The following is a 23,006-nucleotide window of genomic DNA, read 5'->3' as shown; positions in this document are numbered from 1 at the left end:
CCGCAGAAGCCTGGATATACGTCGCTCACATTCGCCTGCTCACCCGCAGGCTCGCAAGAAGTTGATATCAAAACACTCTTTTTGATTCAGGCTCTAACACCAGTCCGAGCACCTAAGGACTACCCGCAGGCGGGGATTCCCCGATCTCTTGCCTCTTGTCGGGAACAGGTTTCGACAGCAAACCCGTTCGACCAGATGGTAACTTGGTCACTTCCGCCTACCCCCTTGTAGCAGCTGCCGTCGACCGGCGAAGTCTTCTCTTTCAACCCAGTTGCCTGAGAGCGCCTGAAAGCCAACACCGAAGCGCAATGAAGCATGAGCTCCGTTATCATGTGATCATCAAGCTGATTGGAACTCAGAGCCTCCTTGATCCTGGAAATCTGGTCAGGGGGGCCTATGTCCTCTGCACCGACACTGACCAACGCTTGAAAATGTAGGCGTTCCTGACTCTTTGTCTTCTTGTCGTTTTTGGTACGCGACTTGGCTTTGTCAGCTTTCTGCGCTTCGGGAACTGTTTTCCTTGATTTTCCCATCGAACAACACCTTCACTGGAGGGGACTGACCAGGCCTCTGAGCCCGGTCTGAAGCTGAGTATTGAGATGCGTAGCCTCGGCCAAAGGCGTAAGGCCCGTTGGCCTTCCCTTGACCGATTTATCAAGCGGGCCGAACGTGAACACGAGTTCGTGGGTCCGGTCGCGATTTGTGCTGAAGAATGTTCCGGAGGGGTTCACACTCGCCCGAACGAGCTTCCAGGTCGGCGTGATCGAACCGGAAGTGACGATCTTGAAGGACACGGTTTGCGAAAGCACGTTTTTCTGTCCGGTGATCGGCACGCTGGATCCCGGGCTGTCAGCAACATTGAGTATCGTGGCGCCGATGCGACCTTCAAGAAGTGAGGACAGCTTCAAGTCACTGTCGACAAGGAGGGAGCCTTCCTTGTTTCCAAGGGGGTCGCGGCACCCTCTTTTAGAGGAGTCGACGGAGAAAAACTGGGGCCTGTACAAATCCGCCACAGTGAAAAAGACGTTCGTCTTTTGCAGACGGGTCGCTTCAGCGGAACCTGCTAGTCCAGCAGCCGCAGTGAATATCGATGAAGGGCCCGAAGGTGGGGTAAGAAGGACCGTCGGGTTCACCGATGTCTTTTCGACAACCGTGAGGTTGATGGCGACCTCAACGCCCCAGTTGTTGAGGAAATCGGTATAGGTCTGTTGTGTCTTTCGATATTTTGCGTCTCTTCTGTCATTCTCTATCACTTGCGTTACGGTGTAACTAAGCTCGCAGCCAACGCTTCTGATGATCGTGCTGATCATGTCGCTTTCTTTAAGCGTGTTTACGTTGGGCCATTCGCGAGTGCTCGGAACGTACGTTCCGCAGTCGGCAAGGGCAAGGCAGAAGACAGACGTCAGCACGCAGCGCCAGAAGCACATAGATACCACCCCCAATGCTCAGACTTAAAAATGTATAAGCTTTTCGGGAAGGGACATAATTGCCTCCTCGACTTACCCCCTATGCTCAGCCGTAGCCTTCTAATGATAAAATCTAAATGCCCGCTTCGGCGATAAAGAAGGTAGATGCGATTCCAATGAAATCCTTGTGCCTGAACGGCACTCGATGACGGAAAAGTTTATGAAGCCCCCTAGCCTCTTCTAGGCCATCATCACTCAAGTGTGTGATATTGGCAATATAGCTCCGCAGCGATTGTCGTTGCCGGAGTTATTTTTTCTAATTCTGGTCACAACTGTTGGCAGCGTCGCGGTTGGCCCCGAAGGCTCTGACTTTCGGATTCTTCGACTTCTGGTTGGCGCATCGGGGAAACGACGACGCCACTACTGTACCGACAAAAAACCGGCAAGATGCACATCGCGGCTTGGATAGCTTGTTTCGGCGCCTTCGAAGCGGTTCAGGAGGCGCGTTTGCCCCCGGCAGCGTTCTCATCCATGCAGCGATCGAGCAAGCCATTCTGGTGACGAGATTCCCGGGGTGAGTGCCGTCGCGTTTCGTTCTCCGTTTCCTTGCCCTACACCTAGTTTTAGTTTAACGGTCGCTGCCAAGTTCCCCACGTAAAGTAAAAGGAAGCGGGCCGACACCTCTTGGGGGCGGTGGGGAAGGAAGCTTATTGGGCCGTCGGCCTAGCGGGTTGGGGTCCGCCACCGTGAAAGATACCAGGGTTGGCTATTCCAAATAATTGCGCGATCGCGGGAGGTCTGGCTAAACCTTAGCTTTCCGCTTCGCTGGCCCCTTCTTAACCGATGCACCAGGTTTCCGACCTAATCCGATCGATTTCGCCAGTTCCGATCTCTGTGCGGCATAGTTTGGCGCAACCATCATAATCTCTGGCAAGTCCCCATTTGGACCGGTATTCGTCGGGTGTCATTCCAAGCAAGCCCAAGTGGCGCTTCATCGACTTGAATTGGCGACCGTTTTCCAGAGAAATAATGTAGTCGCGAAACACCGACCTTTTCGGATTGACCGCGGGTGTTTGAGCTGGCGCCTCGACGACCGCCGGCTTCCGAAGCGCCGAGAGGGCGGAATTCACAGAAGCAATGAGGTCAGGCAGTCCCGCAACCGGGACAGAGTTGTTCTGGGCAAAAGCGGCGACGATATCCGCAGTCAATTCAATCAATTCAGCATCACGCCGATCGGCTTCTTCAGTCAATGGTTCGAACTCCTTTGTTGCCTCGCCTTCGTATTGAGGAAAGTCCGACAGTGCAAGGAAATCAGCAGCCTAATCAGCTTTCCAAAGGCTGAAAGTCTGGACGGAGGAAGGACTTGCATCAGCTTTGTCGCCCCTTCCACAACTACTTTCCGTGAAAGTACATCTCTATCGTCCAGCTTGGGCGCCCTGCTCCAATCGCTATGTCCACGATGGATCTGAATCAGATTTTTCGCCTGGGCCCCCAGCCAGACTCTCACAGACGGAACTGTGCATGGCGGAAATGAGAGGCGAATCAATCGGATTGCAGGTGTCGGGATCGAGCCCATCCGCGCGTCCTTATATAGACTCGTCAGCAAGACGAAGCATGCGCAGCTGGCTCAAGCGATTGCTGTCCGTCCGAAAAATTCGGGCAATGATCTATCCTCTGCAATAACCGCGATACGAAGAGGTTGGGCCGCAGGGTCGAATGTCGCGCGCAGGAGCTTCCTCAGAAAACTGGTCTCGTCGTTGACGTCGCACTTCTGGACATCAACACCAGATATTGGTGTGAACATTGGGCACTCTGCGGCCCGCGCGATCCCCGGCGTCAGCAGCAAGAGTACGAAGAGGACAGCTGCCCGCAGTATCATGGTGCCTCGCCCATCTCTCCCTGATCTTTTAGCGAGCGTTCCCAGAAGAATCGCGCTTGATAAGCAGTTACAGCAAGCGTCGTTACACCGAGGAACGTCAAATCGTCCTTCCCGCTATCAGTTTAAGAATTGGAATCAGGGTTAGCGGGGCGCAGCAAAGCGGAGGCAGGAAACTCGCAACGGTAAATCTTGCGGTGCCACCGCCTTTAAAATAGACGCTCCCCAGATACCGCTCCTATGGTCCCAATCAGAACAGCTACCAGATTGATGACATCGCTGGTCGCAACGAAAGCTTCATTCGAGGGAAGCGCGAAGGGACTGACGAACGCGCCACCAGCGAGGTAACATATTTCCGAGAAATAAGATCACCGCTCCGACTGTGACGGCCTTTTGCAAGACCTTCATCGGTGAGAGCGTGAAAATCACAACCGCCAAAGCGACCGATGCGACAAAGACGACGAGCGAAATCATATTACTGCTCCTATCCACCTAAGGCCGCAGGTCCTCGAAAAGATAGAAGTTGGCCGCATCAATCTTAGGGCGACAAAAGCTGCTGTACCCTGGCTAAGGTTTGCGCAGGTTCCATGGCCGAGATGATTTCTGTCGGCTCGCCACTCGTGTGAAACGGCGTCATAAATTTGATCGGGGTTCCGTTGATTTCTGTTAACTGGCCGCTCCAAGCCAGTGAATAGAGCTTCTTCAGGTCGGCAGTGTCGTCTGCGGTCAACTTACTGTCCGCGCCGTAGTTCATGATGCTGAACTTCTTATGCGTCCCAAAAATGATGGAGGGCCAAGCGGTCTCACTGACCTGCGCGAAAAAATGCCTAAGTCCAAAAATGTGACCGATTTCGTGAACTAAGGTCTCAATCTGCTCTGTCGGGTCTTGTTCGAATATCTTGGGATAGATAGTCACGACGTGCCGCCCGCCGTCGGGGAAGAACGCGCTGGCCAGTACGCAACCGTTGACGTCGCAGTCGTCGCTGTGTTTCACCACAATCTCGAAATCCCAGGCGTCGTCTCGCTGCGCGAACTTGATTGGCACTGCATCGCCCCAAGCAAGAATGGCCTTCGCGAACAAATCCTCAACTTGAGCCTTGACTTTGGCGGGATCTGCAAACGATTGCACGGAGCTCTCACGGAACTTCCAGCGCAGCGTTGTTCCTTTTGCCCACAAAGGAATAAAGCCTTCTGAGGCGTCGACGACGATTTCTAACGGGGATTTGCCCTTTGGGGTCTTGTGCCCGCGTTCTTCGGTGTCGCAGCGGACACCCTCGCGGATGACGTGGACAAGGGGCTTGGTATTGCGCTCGGCGGCTTTATCGTCCCGGAGTTCCGGCGAAACGCTGGCTTTGGTGGACTTCGCGGGCGATAGTGTCTTTTCTTTTGTCCGTGCCATATGAAAGTTTCTCCCCATCCGTGATGAAACGCATTCGGCGATCTTGGTCTGCCGGGTTCCCGACTTGCAGCGCCCCGCTAAACCCTTTTACGCTGGGACATTCTTAAACCAGCTTGCCCGCGTCCCGGGCAAAGCCTGCCCGTGGTCTTCCATTGCTGAAGGCGCAGCGTCCGGTTCGGGGCCGTAAATAATCCTTAAGGCCGCTTGCATCGTCGGCACATCCAAGACCCGTCCCGAGTGACCAGGATGATTGTGCCCAGCGTGATGGGTTGGGGATGATGACGCACGCGCTCCCTCCCACGGCTCGTCGTTCTTCACCCAAGTCCCGTCGACCGCGAACCATTCCACACCGTCAAGGGTCATTGGCTTGACCACTCCAGGTCGTACAGCTTCGTGGGCGCGATACCAGTCGTTGATGCGGTCATCGACCCACCCGTGCAGCCGCCAAAAAATCGGATTAATATGCGATGAAAAAGTCTCGCCTAGATAGTCGTACTCGGGATCCAGCCATTTTTCATCGAAGTCCAGTGCGTCGCGGCCGTTGGGAAGCGGCAAACCGCGCTTGGCCACATCACCGGTAGGGTCGCGGGTCACCGAGGTCCACCGCATATGCATCCAATTGTGGATGGTGAACTCAATCCGTGAACCAAGCTCGCCGAGCGACAGGGAGGCGAGGTAGTCCGCGGAGGTATAAAGCGCCTCCCATGCCTGGAATCGGCCATAAAGCGTTGAGGTTTTCCTCAATTCGAACAGCCAATTCGTCGTGTCAGGGTCACCCGGCACGACCCACGCTGGCGGCAGGGAGTATCCGTCGAGATTGCCAATCTGCGACGCCTTCGTTTCGGGCGCAAACGACGAGGGGAACTGCTGCTGCGGCAGACGTCGCCAGGTCCCGACAGAGGGATCCATAGCTCGAACCTCCTTCACCATGCGCCGGTGCATGTAGAAAAAATCTTCGCCCGAACCGTTGGCAAGTCGATCGGCCGCCAGACTTGCTCGCTCTTTGGTTTTTGGGCCAGGCTGCCAACCGGTTGCGCGCAGAGCCTCCTTCTTGGGGTCGCTCAGGTTGTCCCATGTGTCGCGCGAGGCGTGCCAAAGCGCATGATGGTAGCGATGCTCTGCCGAGCTCATCATGTCGATGATGCTTTTCGCTAGGGGTATCGTTTTGCGTGGTTCAAGGAAATCCGACTTGACCGCGACAAAAGAGAACACTGAACCCGCCGGCGCTCCATTATGGGCCACGGTGCGCGTCACGGTCCCTACGATCGTTGGGCGACTGCGCGGCGCGTCCGGCCACTCGGGGGATAGGTAGCCCCGGTAGTCGTAGATCCAGCCGTCATACTCGGATTGAGGCTTGCCCTTGGCACGCCAGCTGATCACCGCAGGGTTGCCAGGTATAACGGTGCCTTCAACGAGTAAGTAGGGTTCGGTACCTACACAAAGATCTGGGCGCTCCCCCAATAAACCATAGATGTGCCCGTCCTCGCTAACTTCGAGGGATAGTTCGGCTTCCCAGACTGTCAGTTTGCCAAAATCGCCAACATTCCCCGGCACATTTAGAAAGCTACGGTACGTCCAGATGCCAGGGATATCTAGATTGATACCCATCGACGCCCCCCACCCCTTCATTTCCGCTTCCTTATATTAGCAATAAAGCTTGGCGAGTCGACTCCTATTTGTCGTAATGTCGAAGTTGGCGGGTGCACCTTGAACAATCAGCGCACTAGATTCAGTTAAGACCCCATATGAATTTGCGAATGAGCGTCATCGAGGGTTTTCTCTGATATCGACATGTATGATGAACGAGCTCAAAACGTCCGGGAGTAGCGCGAGAACAGCTGAAGCCGGCGTGTCTGCAAACGCTCAGGCGGGTGGAGGCCGTCTCGGATTCGGAAGCGGCTGTTGTGTTGCGGTCCTTGCCGACGACGACTGTCCATACCACCGTCTTCATGTTGTCATAGATGGCTTGGGTCTTGATTTTCATTGGGACTCGTTCTTTAGTTATGTTCGAGGGCTACGTTTTCTGCAGAATAAACTGCGTTCAGACCCTGCGTTTGGCGTGAGTATTGTGGCGGACCGCAAGGCTTACGGGGTCGAGCATTTATGCGCGATCGTATGCCAGGAGATGCTTAGCTGGATTGACGAGATGTCGGTCCACGAGATCGTCTAACGTTAATGTTTTTTTTCACGCAGGCGGCGATTACTGCGGCGCACCGCGGACCGCCTTCCCAAGAAACAGCCAAGCATTCGGACCTGATTTCACTGCGATGCCTATCGAAGAAGCGAATAAAACGCGTAGGCTTCAGCGTCATTCGGATCGTCCGCGGGGTCTACAACGGCTACAGAAGGTTTAAGTACGACTTGCAAGGAGTGAAGCCAGACTCGCAGTTCTTTCGGGACCGCCAGTGGGGCGACTTTGATATCTGCCTCCAAAAATTCTACCCCCTTACAACGGGAGTGGCCCTCGGGCGCAGATCTATATGGAAAATGTCAATGCATTCACCGAATATTGCGCAGCCGACCGGCGACTGACGCACACTTACGTTCCGGGATCATGGGTGGGGAAATGGCAAGGGCTGCAGCTACAAAGAGAACCTTCGACGCACTGCCTGACACGATTGACTTCCGAGATGCAATCTTTACGCCGACACTTATCCGTGTCGCACCCGAAAGTGATATCAGCGCCTATTATGGCCTTGGCATACCCGTCCTGGATCAGGGCCGAGAAGGCGCATGCACCGGCTTCGGTTTGGCGACGGTCGCAAACTATCTCCTGAGGGTCCGAGAAAGGAATCCGGCGGCCGACGAAGTAAGTGCCTGGATGCTTTACGCGATGGCCAAGCGTTATGATGAGTGGCCCGGGCAAAATTACGAGGGATCCAGTGCGAGGGGAGCCATGAAGGGATGGTTCAAGCACGGCCTTTGCGCTTATGCGCTCTGGAAGGAACGCGATCCCGATCCCACTGTTGAGGAAAAGCGGTCGGCGGACGCGCTTGCTCGTCCGCTCGGCGCTTATTTTCGCGTGAATCACAAAGACCTCGTCGGCATGCACGCGGCGATTAACGAAACCGGCATTTTGTATGCCACGGCGCGCGTTCACGACGGATGGCAGTCGGTCAAGCCGGAACAGGAGAATATTGAATATCGTCCCGGGCAGATTGGCGGGCACGCCTTTGCGATCGTAGGTTACAATCGCCGAGGCTTCTGGGTTCAAAACAGCTGGGGGGAAAAGTGGGGCGCAAAAGGGCTGGCAAACCTGTCCTACACGGACTGGCTCGCGAACGGCACAGACGTATGGGTCGCGTCACTCGGCGCACCCGTCGACCTGACCTCGTCGCTTGCTACCGCAAACATGAGAGCGGACGCTCCGCGCAGCTACCAAAGCCAGGTTTATGCAGACCTTCGTCCATACATCATCACGTCGAAGAACAATGGTGTCTTGGACGACAAGGGCACCTATGGCTTAACCCCTGCTGGGTTGAAAACTCTGATAACTGAGCGGATGCCGCGCGCCATGTCATCATGGCAAACTAGGCGTGTGCTGCTCTATGCTCACGGCGGTTTGGTCGGTCAGGACGCTGCGGTGCAAACGGTTTCAGGCAATCTCGCGCCGTTGCTTCAATCGCAGGTCTATCCTCTCTCATTCATCTGGCGCTCGGACGTTTGGACGACTTTGTCAAACATATTGAGGGACGCAATTGGGCGTCGGCGGGACGAAGGCCTCCTGGACAAAGCCAAAGATTTCATGCTCGACAGGCTAGACGACACTCTGGAGGTCGGCGCGCGAAACCTCGGAGGTAAAGCGCTGTGGGACGAGATGAAAGAAAACGCGCGGATGGCGACGGAAGAAAAACTTGGCTCGGCGAACTTGGTAACCGACCATCTCATCAAGCTCCACAAGGACGGTGAGATTGATGAGGTCCATCTCGTCGGACATAGCGCCGGATCGATATTTCATGCCCCGGTCGTTTCAAAATTCGCCAAGGCCAAAGTCCCCTTAAAAACTGTCAGTCTTTGGGCGCCTGCGTGCACAGTCGCGCTCTTCAATGAGACCTATTTGCCAGCGCTCAAGAAGGGAATGATCGAGAAATTCGATCTTTATACGCTTGACGACCCAACGGAGCAGGACGACGATTGCGCCGGCATCTATCATAAGTCGCTGCTTTATCTTGTCAGCAACGCGTTTGAAACAACACCTCACATCCCTGCTCTAAAGGACGGAGTTCCTATCCTCGGCATGGAAAGATTTGCCAAAGATGCGCTGGGGACGCTATTCGACGGAACAACCAAGCAGTGGAATTTAGCTCCGGGTCCAGCCTCTAAAGCAAGGCACCACGGCGATTTCGATAACGACGAAGCGACATTACTGTCAACGCTGCATCGAGTGCTCGATGGTTCCGTAACCAAGATAGCCAAGGATCTCGCGAAGCGTAGGCCGACTGGCTCCAACATACAGAAGCGAGAATTCAGGCAGTCCCTCGACCAAAAGCTCGGCCAGCCTTCCGCAGCGAAGTGAAACCCATGCTTCCTAAGTCCCGGTGGGCCAGTCCGTCTACGCTGATACGCCTGGATATGTTACGGAGTTCAGAGCTCACGGAGCTTACTCTCCACGAACCGCAACACTTGGTGGCCACCTGCCTGCGGCTTCCCGCTCGCTGTGATCGTCGACTATGGATCGGCAAGAAGCGGGGGGCCGCCTCGGCTTACATTGAGCTTTGCCGCTAGGCGGGTCTTTCAACCGCGAAAGAAATCCATCAGATTGGCCCGTGGTGAGCGCGCGGTCTCCGCGCCGGCAGCGCCAGAGATTACTTTCTGTAGTATGAGAGGGGTCAAGAGTCCAATTTGGAATGCCGTCAATGCCTGCGCTTGGCTTCCAAAATTCAACCAAGTAAAAGCACCCGAGACAAATATCATCAGCGCTGTGATAATCCAGTACGGTGCACTTTTTAGATACTCTGGAAACCGTGGATTTGTCTTTAGGCCATACCAATGAACAAGCTCGGCGACGAAGCCCCCAAAAAGGCCAACCAGGAAAACGCTCAGCGCAGTGGTCAACGCTACTCCGCCACTCATGTCCAATCCTCCAGTTCGACTGCCAACCAGTCCAGATATGTTTGTAGTATAGCTGCCGATCGCTTTTCCAGTCCCATCTACATGAGTTCGCGGTCTCGGCTGCGTTATTCTGTGGAGGGAGCCTTTTCCTTGGCCAATGCAATTGCCGTTCTCTCTTCCAGCGATCCGCCCACCGGTCTCCATGATGAGGATCTTACGCGCAAGTCGCTGGAGACCATGTTTCGAGACATAGGGTCCAGGGAGGGGCAGCAAGCATGCGAACTCATTCTGGTGCTCTCGGGTCATGGTGACCAGACTGGGGAAGAGACTTGGTTCTGTACCTATGACGCTCGTCCTGATGGGATTGACCTGGCGGGCAGCGATCTTGCCGATCTGGTCATGCTTGCCAGACCGGCCAAGGTATCGGCGGTACTTGACTTCTGCCATGCCGGCGGCGTCGCGCAAGATTTTCAGGCGTCCTTGTCAAAACAAATTGGCCACGAAAATGTCCTGATCCTTGCTGGCGCATCCACGCGGCAACTGGCCTACGAGCACCCTGCCCTTGGCAGGGGTTTGTTCACGATCGCGCTGCACGAGGCACTCGTCGACAAGAGACTGTTCGCGCTCGCCGGACTGCGCAAATCCACAATAGCAACGCCGTTTGGCGTATCGCTATCGAGTGACCTGTCGCGGCTTTTTGTGTTCGCAAGGGAGCGCACCGAACAGCTCGCCTATCTATTTGCGGGCGGTCGCATGCAGACGCCGGAGCTGCATGGCGCTGGCCATCTTGAGCTTTCCTGGTCTGATGCAACAATCGGTCCTCCTTCTGCACCGGAACCGCGACGAGCGCTGGCCGGCAGAATCAGACGTGTGTTTGGCTGGGGTGTAACGATCGCCGCTACAATCGGCCTGTTGCTTTACTTCCTGCAGTACCACATCGCTGTTCAGCCGAACGGCTGGATCGAGTTGCGGCCCGGCCCGGCCTGGATGTCCTCGTTGCTTCCCGTTGCGGTAGGATCGGGTGTCCAGTTGGCAGTCGCAGTCGACGATCTTGAGCCCGCTTCGCCTCGCTGGGACGAGGAGCGGATCAACGCCCGAACCGCCCTGATGCGCGGCGGCATAGGCGGGCTGGTCAATCACCCGGTAGGTGATCAAGAAAACTGGGAGTTTCGGCTGACATCCGAATTATCCAAGGAAGCTGCCCGCCGAATGGATTTCGTCTCGTCACGCATTGACATGACCAGTATCTGCGAGGCGACAAACATTCGGCGCGATCGAATCCGCGAATATCAGTTTGCACTCGAAGCTGCGTTGCTCGATCGGGCACGGTCCTGCCCCCCTACTTATTTTCTTTTGAATGGCCCCGAGATCGTCGACCTCTACGCCGTCGAAGACGTGCAGACGATCGCCGACTACGGGCTTTCGGGGCTTTCCGACCAGGCAATACGGACTTATTTGGCGGGCCTTGCCTTGGCCTATCGTGAGCTCGGGGATGAGGACACGAGGCGACGCTCACTGGAAGCGGCAGTATTGTTGATCTCCGTTCGCGCTGAACGCGGAGCGGTCAAATCGGCGGATTGGCTTGCCTTATTGCGATTCGTCGAGGAGATAGCACGAAGCCCCAAGCTTGCCGTCGCACCTAACACCGCAGTGTTTCCGCGTCTGGCCAAGTGCGGAATGAGTTGGTGTGAACTGTCGATGAAAATTGTCGAATATTTTGCCGCGGGCCCGGAAGCCTCCGGCATGGGCAGCGCGGAAGGCTTGATGATGTGGCTGATGGCGAAAGACTCTGAGAGACAGGCGGCGGAAGGGGACGCCACTCGTTCATGGTCGCTCCCGCCCCTCCTGTTGCTTGCTCGCCGCGGCGAACTCGACGAACGAGACCTCGACCTGATCATTCGGCGTTTTGGCTTGTTCGTCCTTAATGGCGAGATGTTCTATCCAGACGCCATCTGGTTGCCGAGATTTGCGCGCGTGGTTCCCCTCAGCAAAGAGTGGACCACTGCGCTGTGGAACTGTGCGCTTGACACAACAGGCAAAGACCCGCGCTGCCTCGCTCTCGATTCTGGTTTAGCTGCACGCGTGCTTGCCGCGCAGGGTCGCTTCCTCAGCACCGCGGCATTGGCCCGACTGGTCTCGCGACTCGACGATAGCATCAAGGATGAGCGCGATATCGCGGCGTATGCATCCGAAATGATCGACCTTGCATGCTGGGCGCCCATGCCCGATCGCTGGGTCTCAGGTCTGGAAAGAGGCGTCGCCTACGACGTACAGATAGCGCCGCCGCGCGCTGCCGATCCACTGACAGGCGTACAAATCATCGAAGTCACCGACGTCTCCGTAGCGCAGGCGCTGTCCGCGTCGCTGAAGAGCGATCACGGCAGCACGTCGGCGACAATCGACCTGCTCAAAAGGTACGCGTCCAACCACTTGTCCTATGCGGGCCTTGACATCGTCTATCGCGCGCTGGCGCACAAGCTGCGACAGATGGACGATCCAATCGGCCTTGACCTCGTGCGTTCGCTCCAGGACTCGAAATCGGATACACAGGCACGGGCAGTTCTCCTACGCGCCCTGTCGATCGCAACGAAGCTCGACGGGCTAAAAGACGCTCGTATCGTAGAGGGTCCCCGTTTCTGGCGTCTCGATGCGGTCCTGGCAGCGCGCAAGCAGCTTGGCGATTACCAGTTTGAACTGGATCATTTCTGCGAATAGTGGCCTGCTGCCGGTTTTTCGGACACGCTGTTAGTTCAGGGGGTCATTGATGCGTCGCCTATTTGTGCTTCTGAGCCTGTTGTTTTCGAGTCTGGCGGGCGCGGCTGCCGCGCGTGATATCAGCATTGCCACCTGGAATCTGGGTTGGCACATGGATCGCGCGACAGTCACGGACTGGATCGAAGCCTGCACCGCAACTTACGAGTTGGACCTGGCCACAAAAAGATACCGCCCATCGACACAGATCGGTGCGCGGTTCGGATGGGACATCAACGCATTCGATATAGAGGGTTGGGATGCCGCCCGCTTCCCTGTTTGCGATGTCTACGGAGCCAATAAGCAGGGATTCGGATTTGCCACCGTCCGCGTCACACTCGCCGCGTACGAGCAACGCCGCACCCAAATACAAAATTTCATCGCGAACAGCGTTCCGGCCGATATCATCGCCTTTCAGGAAGTAAGCGGCAAAGAAGCTGTTCTTGAGGTTTTGCCAAACGGCGCTGCCGATTGGCAGGTCTGCTCCTTCACGACCTTCAAGGTCCAACGTCTTGCCATCGCATGGAAGAGGTCTCTGGGCAGCCAGATCGCTTGCGCGACCGAAGACCCTCTGACGCTCAAAGATGTCAGGCCACCCAAGGATCAGCCCCGGCCAGGGCTGTCCTTGGCCATCGATATCGGCGGAACGCGTCTGCAAGTCCTCAATGTGCATCTGAAATCGAGCTGCGTCTCCCCCATCGGTGGAAACCCACTTGCTGGAGATGCGTCCGCTTGCCAGATCCTGCACGACCAGATCGTCCCCCTAGAGACCTGGATCGACCGAGAGACGGCGGTCACCGACAAGACCATCCTGCTGGGCGACTTCAATCGCAACCTCTGGCACGAGCTTGAGGACTCCCGAGCAGTGCGAAGTGATGGCAGCGACCCTACAACCCCACTCCCCGCGGGCGTGCGCGTGAGCTCCCTGTTTGAGGAAGTCATCGACGGCAAGCCTGCATCGAGCGCCTTCACGATGCTCAAGGAGCTGTGTCCTCTCAATGAGGTTGGGAAGCTTCTGTGCGGGATGGGTGAGACGCGGGCACTTGATACGCCAGAAGTCGATGTCTTGAGGTTTCACACCTATCTTGGGTGCCGAAATCCCATCGGGCTCGACCACATCTTGCTGGGACCGGGCCTTGTCCCTCGAGGTGATGCGACGCATACCTCGATTGGAAGACTCGGGGGGAGTCGTCATCCCAACAAAGACAATCCCGAGCCGCTGCTCGGCATCGCAGACCATTGCCCATTGATCGCAAGTTTTAGCTTTTAGGTCTGAGAGACTCGGCGCGTTCTTCGCTTGGCCGGTTTCATGGTCGCACAGATGAATAAGGACGTCTTATCCCCTGCGTTTAACGGGGCCCCAATCTTTGGAACCCTGCCGCGAAGGGGTGAGGAGATGGCGTTCGCCGACCCCTCGGTGTTGTATTGTTGCGTTTCACGAGTTCTACAGTAGTGTGCAACTGACTGATTTTCATGGGGCTGCGCTGGAATTCCAGGACGGTCGTCAGCGCAAGGCGGCAGTCGTGGGGGGATAGCGCATGCCGACCAACAACTGGATCCGGTTTCTTCGGAACTACGGGCCCATTCCGACCAACGACAATATGTACGACGAGACCATTCAGCGGGCTTTGGCTCGCTTGAAGATGCAGCCTATTGAGCTGCCCGCCCAGCATCTTGCGTGGCTGGTCGATAATTTCAGGTCGGACGAGTGCCAGTCCATCATCCTCACGGGCACCGCCGGCGACGGAAAGACCTATCACTGCCGACGCGTGTGGCTTGAGCTCGGAGGCACGATTGAGGACTGGAACGCCGGAGAGAAGATCCAGCGCCTCAGCTTGGGGTCTCGCCAACTCATCGTCGTCAAGGATCTGAGTGAGCTTCGCTCCGACGAGAGTAAGCCGCTGATTGAGCAGATGGCGTGGGATGTCGCAGACCCCAATTCCCCCAGGGTCTACCTGATGGCAGCCAATCATGGCCAGCTTCTCGAAAAAATGAAGACCGCCGGCAGCGACAAGACGACAAGCGCTCTGGTCGAGGTGGTCGAGAATCTCCTGGTCGTTGGCCGCAGTGGGAACTCTGCGATTAAGCTCGATTTGAGGGATCTCAGCCGGTCTGCCGCCGCCGTGATGATCGATCAGGTCATTGACGCGGTGACGCTGCACCCCGGTTGGAGCGGCTGCGGGGGTTGTCCGGCGCTAAATGGGGCAACCTGTCCGATCCGCGAGAACCGTGAACGGCTGGTCGGGACCCACGACAATCGTCTCTTCCGGCGACGGCTCGGCAATCTGGTCGAAGCTAGCGAACATAATGGTGGTCACTTTACCATCCGGCAGGTCCTATCCCTCGTCACGAACATCATTCTTGGCCATCCCGACGCACGCGACGGACTAATGGCGTGCACCGATGTCGCCGAATTGGCAGCCGCGGGAACGGCGGAGCGTGCCAGTCCCTACCGCAATGTATTCGGCGGGAATTTGAAACCAAGCCGCGCAGAAAGAACCGAACCCTTTCGCAAGCTCAACCTGTTCGGCATCGGCTCGGAAACGAGCAACAAAGTCGACAATATGCTGGTCTACGGTGCCGACGATCCGGCGTTGGTGGAAACCTACCGAGCCCTCGTGCAAACCGATCAGGTTTACGGCGAGACGCCAGCCTATAAACGGGCGCAACAGTCCTACCTCGAGGGCGACGATCCGAGCGCTGTCGCCCGGTTTCTCGGGCTCCTTCGCGGGCAGCGTCAGCGGTTGTTCTTTACCATCTCAGACGACCTGGCAGACACGTTGGACCTCTGGGACCTGACCGTCTTTCGGTACGCCGGGCTCTATCTCGAAACCAGTCGCGCGTTGGCCGAGAAACGAGCATTGCCGCGGCAGGTGATGCCCATGCTCGTGCGCGGGCTAAATCGGGTGTTCACCGGCATGCTGATCCAGAACCAGGACGAATTGGTACTTGCAAGTTCGGGAAGCCAATCGCAGTCGAGGACCAGTCCTCTGCTGGAGGAATTCGTGTCCGTCGCCCGCCGGGCTGGCGAGGAAGTGGCGTTGCTCGGTGACGGGGATGGAGGCATGAAGCTGGTGGTTCGGCTTGCGCGTGATGATCCGCCTGAAGTCACGCTGCAATTGTCGACGACCCGCTTTGAGTTCTTGGGCCGTGTGGCCGAGGGCGCATTGCCTACGAGTTTTTCGCTCGAGTGCCACGAGGACCTTCTTGCGTTTAAGGCACGGCTTCTGAGCGCCGTCGAACGGCGGCGGTTCCTTGACGGTGACGATCGCAGTGACGGGATCGTCCTCAAGTTCATCGACCTCAATTCTGATGGTCGTGCATCATCGCGTAGCGTGACGGTGAGGCTCTGATGATGGAGATCTTGAAACGCCCAATTTCCCATGAGGATCGCACTGGACCCGCGTTCTGGGTCGATGAAGCGATCTGGGGGCATCGCCTGCATGACGAACAGACGCCCTGGCTGATTCTGCTTGAATTCCTTGGCGTGCTCCGATCGGAGCACGTTGCCGGCCGCGCCTTGGCGGAAGAGGAGTTCAACGCACTGTCCTATCGTCCGCAGACGCAATTGCGACTGCGCAATCTGATCTTCAACAATCCCTATCTTCTGACCATCGGGGCCGAAAAGCTTTCCGACGATGCAGCCTGGACCAAATGGCTGGAGTTGATGGAACAGAACGCCGGCGGCCTTAAGAGCCGCGACTTCAGTTACCTCCGTGGCCGCTTCGACAGCTTCGACGACTTCGCCTCTGTGGTGGGGTTCTTGCAGTCGTCCGCCATCGAAGGCACCAGCAATAAACGCTGGAGTTCAAAGTTCGTCTTCCCCTTCGGTCCCAGCGCGCTTTACGAGGATGCCGCTGTGACGGCGTCCGGTGTTTCGACCGACAGACGTTTCTTCGCTCGAACCGGCGAAGTTCTCTACCTGATGCTTTGCCGGTCCAAGCGAGTCGCCGAGCTCAAAGAACGGCTGGTCGCAAAGCTCTTTGAGCAGCCAACCGTCTACGATCGGTTGGTCGCTGCGCTGCAAGGGGAGCCACAACTTGCCGAGCGTGATCGGCCGGGTTCATACTTGCCTTGCTCGACCCACCCGATCTTCGATCAGCTTGCCGAGGATTGGATAGCTATTTTGGATAGCCCGATTTCGGTGTTCGACGCTCTGCCGCACATCGTAACCATCACCGGGCTCAATCTTGTTCGGTACCAGCTTGACCGGGCGCGAGAACTACTGGACTCGGTGCCCATCACGATGATTTGCGAGATCGTATCGCCACGAAAGACCGTGATCCGTGACCTTGCGGCGGACTCCTTTCAGGCGAACAATGCGCTGCCGGGTCTTGCCATTGAGCATTACGTCCGCAGTGCCGAAAGTTCTCATGAGTGGCAGCTCGCCGTTACATCGGACGATGCCGTTCTCAGCGCGGCGGAGGTATTGGGACGCCAGTTCGACTGGCCGGATCCTGATTACCTACCGACCGGGATGAGCAATCCTGGCGACCTGATCGACGAGCTCGTCGGCAGAGCAAAGACCAGGCACGCGCAACATGTGGGCAAGGTTCATTCGACCTGGGCGCGGCAGATCGGGTTGAGCTCGCGTCGCTCAAGCCGCCGCGTGCGCTACGCACCGACCGACCGGCTGCTCAAGACGCTGGTTGTTTGCTGCGTGAGCGAGCGGATGGAATTCAAGGACTTCCTCGCCGCGCTGCACGACCGCTACGGTCTCGTGATCGGAGATCAACAGGCAGCGAGCATCATCGGCGCCGGAAAAGCCGATCAGGAAGACTTCTCCGACAATGCGCGGCGACTGGAGGAACGGCTGATTAGCCTCGGCCTGCTCAACCGGCTGTCGGACTCGGCCGCCTATGTGGAAAATCCGTTTCGCCGCGAGGTGCGAGCATGAACGCTCTCGATCTGATCGGCACGGCAGGGGCTGCGGCGCTGCAAGAGCGCCTGCAGGGTCTCGGGGCCGACAGCGGCACAGCTCGCTTCATGCTCGATCGCCTCACCGGGCCGCAGGTTTCCGCGATCGTCAGGCAGTTGGTTTCTGACGCTTCGATCCAGTCGCAAGTCAAGATCGCCGTGCCCCGCGCTCTCGTCGATGGCCAGGGCCTGCCCGATTCCGTGATCACCGACGAGAGGACCGTGGCGTGGCGGCATGCCGAATGCGACCGTCCCGCGCTCCTTATCGCGAATACCGACGACGATCAGGGCGCTTCATTGCACGATGTGGCGCTGATCGGCGCCAAGGAACTCAAGGAAGGACCCGCCTATTGGGTGCTTCCCGCATCCGATGGTCTTGGGCTGCCGGAAGAGCACGTCGAAGCATGGCACATAGCCCTCAAGGCCCTATCCAGTGTCGATGACTGGCCACTCGCACAACTCAGCAACTATGTTGCCATGACGCGAGACGCGATCGACAGCATGTCGCTGCCCGTGGCGGACGCACTTGGCTGGGCGCTACCTGCACTGCAATTGCCGCGCGACACAGGATATTTCCGCTCGCAGCGGCCAAAGGACCTGCAGCAGCAAAGCCGCTGGCGACGCCTTTACGACAAACTCATCACTGACCGTCGACCATTGCTTTCCAAGCAGCGGCCCAACCGCCAGCCGATCGAAGCCGACGAGCTGCGGGATCAGTTCGAGACGGTTCGAGACGAGATCGCCGCCGAGCTGCACCCGATGATCGAGGCATTCGTCGACTCGCCAGCCGGGTGGCGGGAGGCGACCGAAAAACTCGCTGAGCTCGAGTGGGAACAGGACAATATCCTTCTCATCTTCTCGGGCCTCAAGCTCAAGAAGTTGAAGCTTCCGGAAGAGACCGCTCAGTTTTTCGACTACGAGCGTCCCGATCGCCTCAACGATCCGGACAAGGCGTATCTCAGCGATCTCAAGGGTCGATCCCTCAAGGAATCGCGAGAGGACGACCGCGAGTTCTTCGAAGCTCATCGGGAGGATCTGGCGGCCAACAGGCAGTTGCGCGCCAAATGGGAGAAGTTCGTCTACGGACGCCCTATTGAGTGCAGGGATTTCCTCGATGGCTTGGTCCGCAGCATCGAGCGGCTTTTTGCTCAGCTCGGCACGCTCAAGATGCCTCGCCGGATCGAGATCCGGTCTTCACGCCGGACCAAGACGCAATGGCTGGACATGAATGCGGACGTAGCCCGCGCCTTCAGCCTCAAGTACAAGGCCCTTCGTCAGGTTCTCCCACAGGCGGTTAGCTGGGACACGCCGCACATTTTCGAGTTCGAGGTGCTGCTCGAAGCCGCAAGCAAGAGCCGGAAATTCCGCGAGAACGTCTCGACGTCGCGCGCCAACATTCAGATAAAGTTCGACCTCACTCTGACTGTGGGAAGCGGCCCGGGTGCGGAGAAAAACACGGTCCAGTTGATCTGGCGGGCCGAGCCAAACGCGATCGGCTTGGCGTTGCCCGATGACTTGGCCAGGCTCGAAAAGAATCCATTCGGCATTGCCGAAGTGTCACGCATGCTGGTCAGCAAGAAGGGAGCGATGCAGTCGGTGTCCCTCGCCGACGTAGGCACTTTGCAGCCCTCTTTTCGCCAGGATGCGGGATCGTTGGTTCCACGATCGACCAATGTTGAAGACTTAAGCAAGGCTCTGCCCAGGGCCATCAAGGCAGCCGTCGCGGGCAGTCGTATAACGCCCCCTGCCGGCGCAGACCTTGGAGAGAGGTGGACTGCCTTTGTCGTGGGCTACTCGGCTGCCATCGACGATTGGCGGACGAACGGCATGGGGGGAACACCCCAGCTCGAACAGGCCGATCTATACGCAAGGCTGCTGGATCAACTTCGTAGCTCGGCGCCAGGCGATCTAAATCGGCGGGACCTGTGGGAACCGATCCTCAGGATCGGCACGGTTCAGATTGCCGGATCGACGCCGGCTGCGATCGTAGCACCTTGGCACCCCATGCGGATGGCCGCGACGGCAGTCAAGATGCGCTCTCTCTGCGGATTGATTGACCACTTGCTTAAGGCAGAAGAGGTCAACTTCGGCGACCAGCGGCTCTTTTTTGCCGATCTCCGCTCCGAGCTCGCGCATCCCTACTACCCGGAGGCAGTACCGGGTTTCACGGGAGGCGAGGCGGTTCTTTTGACTGAGACGAGCACGCTCAACGACTACAGCTTCATGGAACGGCCGGTTCGCGATCCCTCGGAAGCCTCCACCGATGTGGATCCTGCCGAGGCTGCGCGTGAGATCCGCGGGCTGATCGGCCGTTATCTCGACCTGCAGCCGCACGAGCGCGCCAATCTGAGTATCATGCTCTACAACTGCGATGCTGCAGGCCTGCCATTGGCCACGGTCAACGCGTTGGGGTCAGTTCACGAAGACGAGGTCCACTGCAACGTCCTCGTCCGCCATCGAGACCGCTCGAAGCTCAACAAGGTCTATACCGATCTCCTCGATCAGTCGGGCAACGACCCCGACGCAATCGTCGTCAGTGAAACGTCGCTCAACTTCATGTCGAAGCTCAGAATCGGGGTGATGCTTGAGGGCAGCACGGGGCGCCGGGCGCCTGACGAGCGCAGCGTGGACGTGGCGTTCCTGCATGATGTCGTATCGCGTCAGGCCAAGGAGGCCTGGTTTTCCGTGCCTCGCAAAGATGACTCGGATCCTTCGATCGCCGACCACGTCCCGCCTCGCTGGTCGTATCGGCGGGTTGTTGGAGAAGAACAGCTCACCGCAACAAGTTATCTGGTTTCGCCTCGCCAACCTCGGGTCGGCTGGTCCTATCTCGACGCTCTGGCAGCCGTGATCCGCAAACAGTCGCATCGCGACAACGAGCATTATCTGCCCGCGCGTCAGATTTCGCTGCAGGACCATGGCCTTGAGGCCATGTTCAAGGATGTTCACGGCCTGGCCGAGTGGGTCGCCACTTATGACGACCTCCTCGACAAGCGGCAGCTCATGGCGCAGGGCATCAAGGTCATCCGATATCGGCGCGAACGGACGCACGGCCGCAACATGGTGGTGTCCTCGACCTCCGACCTGCGTGTCCTTCCGGTGCTTGTCCGTCGACGCCTCGATCAACTCAGCCTCGGGCTTAGCGACGAGCGTCTATCGGCGCTTGCCCAGAGGATGATCGCCGACGCGACGGCCATCTCCGGCGATGTCATACTGCGTGCGGCCAAGCGCGGCGTATCGGCTGGTGAATTAATAGGCCTGGTCCTCAGTCGTGCGCTTGTTGCTGAGGAGCTTCTGAAGCGTCCGGCATCGTGGTTCCTTCTCGACGATTACGCACAATGGCTGGGCCAGCGAGAGGAAGGGATTGCCGACATTCTTGCGCTCAGCGTCGACCCGGGGCCCGATGGGCACCCCAGGCTTCGCGCTGTGGTGACCGAAGCGAAGTATGTCGAGGCCAGTGGCCTGGCGGAAGCCAAACGTCATTCTAGCCAACAGTTACGACAAACGATGCGCCGGATCGAGGACGCGCTCTTCGGCGATCCAGGACGGCTTGACCGTGACCTATGGCTTTCGCGTCTTGCGGACATCCTGCTCGATGAGCCGTCGGCACTAACCGCAAGCTTTTCGCTTGAGGAGGTGAGGAACGGCATCCGCAACGGCACGGTGGAAATCGATCTAAAGGGCTATTCCCACATTTTTGTCTCGGGACCCGCAGACGCGGGTGGCTCCGCCGGCGATCAGGACGAAGTGACCGAGGTCCGGGGACTGCAGGAGATCTACACGCGCGAAGGTCTGCGGCAACTGATCAAGGCCTATGAGGCCTCTGACCGGTTGATGCCGATCAGAAGCGCCTTGGGAGATCGCAGGCCGTGGGAGACATCTGAGTTTCGCGCGCCAGCGCCACGCGTTCGGTGGACCACGAAGAGTGGCCCAGCCAGTGGTACCGGCCCCGAGCCGGACGCCTCGCCGCTGAGCCCTCCGCAAACGACACCCGCGCCCCTTCCGGCTGGGCCCAAGGGAAGTGCCGATACAGCGCCTCTTGCCGATGCCGATGAGGGTGGTCCTCATTCGGCTGCCCACGCCACTCCGCCTGATCGGGAGGAGGAGGTGGAAGGACCGATTCCCGGGGACATCGAGAGTTTTGCCGGGATGGTGACCCGACGGGCGGGGCAGGTGCAGTCTGCGGCTGACGAGGACGAACAATGGCTCGAGGCAACAGCCGGCCGGCTGCGTACGGCTCTTATGGGGTACAATCTACAGGCCAAGATCGCTGGGACGCGATTGACGCCAAACGCCGCCTTGGTGCGATTTGTCGGCAGCGATCGCCTGCGCGTTGAAGACATCGAGGCCAAGCAGTCGGCCCTTCTGACCACGCATGGCCTGAGAGTGATCTCGATCTCGCCACTGCCCGGCGAGATCGTAGTGGGCGTGGCAAGAGCAAAGCGGCAGATTGTCTCAATGTGGGATCTCTGGGAGCGCCGTGCCCTGAACCGCAACGCCGCCGGTCTCAACACGAGCTTCCTTCTCGGTCTGCGCGAGCTGGACGGAGAAATTCTCTATCTCAACTTGGGCGGCCCCTTTGCTGGCGTCTCACAACACGACCCGCACACGCTGATTGCCGGCGCGACTGGCAGCGGCAAATCGGTGCTGATCCAGGCGCTAATCCTCGACATCGCAGCGACCAATCCTAGTGCCTTGGTGCACATTCACCTGATTGATCCGAAAATGGGCGTCGACTACTCCGCTATCGAGCGGTTGCCCCATGTGAAGGGTGGGATCGTCGTTGACCAAGCGGCCGCGATCGAAATGATGGAGGGGCTCGTCGTCGAGATGGACCGGCGGTACGAGCTGTTCAGGCAAAGCGGGGCTCGCGACGTCCGATCGTTCAACATCAAGGCCGCGCCAGAAGCACGGCTGCCGATGAAGTTTCTCATCCACGACGAGTTCGCCGAATGGATGCTGACCGAGGATTACAAGGGTGCCGTCACCTCGATCGTTTCCAGGCTCGGAGTGAAGGCGCGAGCCGCCGGCATTCACCTCGTCTTTGCGGCACAACGGCCCGATGCCGGGGTCATGCCTGTTCAGCTGCGTGACAATCTGGGTAATCGGCTGATCCTCAAGGTCGCCAGCGTCGGAACGTCAGAGATCGCCCTCGGGATGAAGGGCGCCGAGAACCTGCTCGGCCTCGGGCACCTGGCCGCGCGGCTGAGCGGCGAGGCCTCGACCGTCTTTGCACAGGCACCATTCCTGTCCGATGAGGATATAGAAGACGTCGTGTCGGCGATCGCTGCTCAGGACGGCTGAGCTGGCAACACCGGAGGCGGGGCAGGACCGAACAGGAGAACGAGGGCATAAATGACACCGGCGCATGACATCGCCACCGCGACCCACAACAGAACTGAATGATCTTTACCGTTGAGGGCGGCCATTTCTTGTCCTTGTTCTTGAGCGAGACGGCGTAGTCGCCGCCGAGCTTGTTCAAATTGGGGTCAGAACAAGAGCAGCGCGAAATCGTACTCTACGGTCGAACCGAACATGAACGGTGTCTGATCTCGAATGCGGGGTCCAGTTGGGACAGAAAATGGACCCGTCGACCGGTATCGAT

General features: G+C 57.9%; 11 protein-coding genes and 1 pseudogene. 6 read left to right on the top strand and 6 right to left on the bottom strand.

The window, feature by feature from the left end:
* Positions 1–545 precede the first annotated feature (545 nt).
* The 5 genes and pseudogenes from NKI72_RS26020 to NKI72_RS26000 form a co-directional block, all read right to left on the bottom strand.
* The gene (locus NKI72_RS26020) at positions 546–1,310 is read right to left on the bottom strand and encodes a hypothetical protein (protein ID WP_352720295.1); all 765 of its coding nucleotides are present in this window, start codon (positions 1,308–1,310) and stop codon (positions 546–548) included.
* 898 nt (positions 1,311–2,208) lie between these two features.
* Positions 2,209–2,656 (bottom strand): annotated as a pseudogene (locus NKI72_RS26015) (Ros/MucR family transcriptional regulator).
* A gap of 923 nt (positions 2,657–3,579) precedes the next feature.
* Positions 3,580–3,756, bottom strand: a complete 177-nt coding sequence (locus NKI72_RS26010; RefSeq protein ID WP_352720297.1) for a hypothetical protein — start codon at positions 3,754–3,756, stop codon at positions 3,580–3,582.
* Between the two features lie 64 nt (positions 3,757–3,820).
* The gene (locus NKI72_RS26005; RefSeq protein ID WP_352720298.1) at positions 3,821–4,681 is read right to left on the bottom strand and encodes a matrixin family metalloprotease; all 861 of its coding nucleotides are present in this window, start codon (positions 4,679–4,681) and stop codon (positions 3,821–3,823) included.
* A gap of 87 nt (positions 4,682–4,768) precedes the next feature.
* On the bottom strand, positions 4,769–6,289 hold the full coding sequence (locus tag NKI72_RS26000; protein WP_352851209.1) for a hypothetical protein: 1,521 nt from the start codon (positions 6,287–6,289) through the stop codon (positions 4,769–4,771).
* A 958-nt stretch (positions 6,290–7,247) separates the two neighbouring features.
* Here NKI72_RS26000 and NKI72_RS25995 point away from each other — a divergent pair.
* Positions 7,248–9,197, top strand: coding sequence for a C1 family peptidase (locus NKI72_RS25995; protein ID WP_352720302.1), 1,950 nt, complete (start codon positions 7,248–7,250; stop codon positions 9,195–9,197).
* Between the two features lie 218 nt (positions 9,198–9,415).
* Here NKI72_RS25995 and NKI72_RS25990 read toward each other — a convergent pair whose 3' ends face one another.
* A complete protein-coding gene (locus tag NKI72_RS25990) occupies positions 9,416–9,736 on the bottom strand; it encodes a hypothetical protein (RefSeq protein ID WP_352642569.1) in 321 nt (106 codons plus the stop codon).
* Positions 9,737–9,883: 147 nt separating this feature from the next.
* On the opposite strand from NKI72_RS25990, the gene NKI72_RS25985 reads away from it, so the two are divergent.
* From NKI72_RS25985 to NKI72_RS25965, 5 genes are all read left to right on the top strand, one after another.
* Positions 9,884–12,448, top strand: a complete 2,565-nt coding sequence (locus NKI72_RS25985) for a caspase family protein (protein WP_352851207.1) — start codon at positions 9,884–9,886, stop codon at positions 12,446–12,448.
* A gap of 49 nt (positions 12,449–12,497) precedes the next feature.
* The gene (locus tag NKI72_RS25980) at positions 12,498–13,754 is read left to right on the top strand and encodes an endonuclease/exonuclease/phosphatase family protein (protein WP_352720306.1); all 1,257 of its coding nucleotides are present in this window, start codon (positions 12,498–12,500) and stop codon (positions 13,752–13,754) included.
* Between the two features lie 268 nt (positions 13,755–14,022).
* Positions 14,023–15,837 (top strand): hypothetical protein, encoded by a 1,815-nt coding sequence (locus NKI72_RS25975; protein ID WP_352720308.1) that lies wholly within the window; start codon positions 14,023–14,025, stop codon positions 15,835–15,837.
* Positions 15,837–17,381, top strand: coding sequence for a methylation-associated defense system protein MAD7 family protein (locus tag NKI72_RS25970; protein WP_352851206.1), 1,545 nt, complete (start codon positions 15,837–15,839; stop codon positions 17,379–17,381). Before NKI72_RS25975 ends, NKI72_RS25970 begins: the two co-directional genes overlap by 1 nt.
* Positions 17,378–22,705, top strand: coding sequence for an FtsK/SpoIIIE domain-containing protein (locus NKI72_RS25965; RefSeq protein WP_352851205.1), 5,328 nt, complete (start codon positions 17,378–17,380; stop codon positions 22,703–22,705). Before NKI72_RS25970 ends, NKI72_RS25965 begins: the two co-directional genes overlap by 4 nt.
* Positions 22,706–23,006 lie beyond the last annotated feature (301 nt).

Origin of the sequence: Mesorhizobium sp. M0437, assembly GCF_040321335.1 — a bacterium.
Classification (GTDB): Bacteria; Pseudomonadota; Alphaproteobacteria; order Rhizobiales; family Rhizobiaceae; genus Mesorhizobium.
The sequence above is the reverse complement of the archived record's forward strand: the minus strand, read 5'-3'. Positions and strand labels throughout refer to the sequence as shown.

Excerpts from the sequence above, each read along its gene's own strand:
- NKI72_RS25995 (WP_352720302.1), top strand. The coding sequence starts at position 7,248 with ATGGCAAGGGCTGCAGCTACAAAGAGAACCTTCGACGCACTGCCTGAC.
- NKI72_RS25970 (WP_352851206.1), top strand. The coding sequence starts at position 15,837 with ATGATGGAGATCTTGAAACGCCCAATTTCCCATGAGGATCGCACTGGA.
- NKI72_RS26000 (WP_352851209.1), bottom strand. The coding sequence starts at position 6,289 with ATGGGTATCAATCTAGATATCCCTGGCATCTGGACGTACCGTAGCTTT.
- NKI72_RS25980 (WP_352720306.1), top strand. The coding sequence starts at position 12,498 with ATGCGTCGCCTATTTGTGCTTCTGAGCCTGTTGTTTTCGAGTCTGGCG.
- NKI72_RS25975 (WP_352720308.1), top strand. The coding sequence starts at position 14,023 with ATGCCGACCAACAACTGGATCCGGTTTCTTCGGAACTACGGGCCCATT.
- NKI72_RS26020 (WP_352720295.1), bottom strand. The coding sequence starts at position 1,310 with ATGATCAGCACGATCATCAGAAGCGTTGGCTGCGAGCTTAGTTACACC.
- NKI72_RS26010 (WP_352720297.1), bottom strand. The coding sequence starts at position 3,756 with ATGATTTCGCTCGTCGTCTTTGTCGCATCGGTCGCTTTGGCGGTTGTG.
- NKI72_RS25965 (WP_352851205.1), top strand. The coding sequence starts at position 17,378 with ATGAACGCTCTCGATCTGATCGGCACGGCAGGGGCTGCGGCGCTGCAA.
- NKI72_RS26005 (WP_352720298.1), bottom strand. The coding sequence starts at position 4,681 with ATGGCACGGACAAAAGAAAAGACACTATCGCCCGCGAAGTCCACCAAA.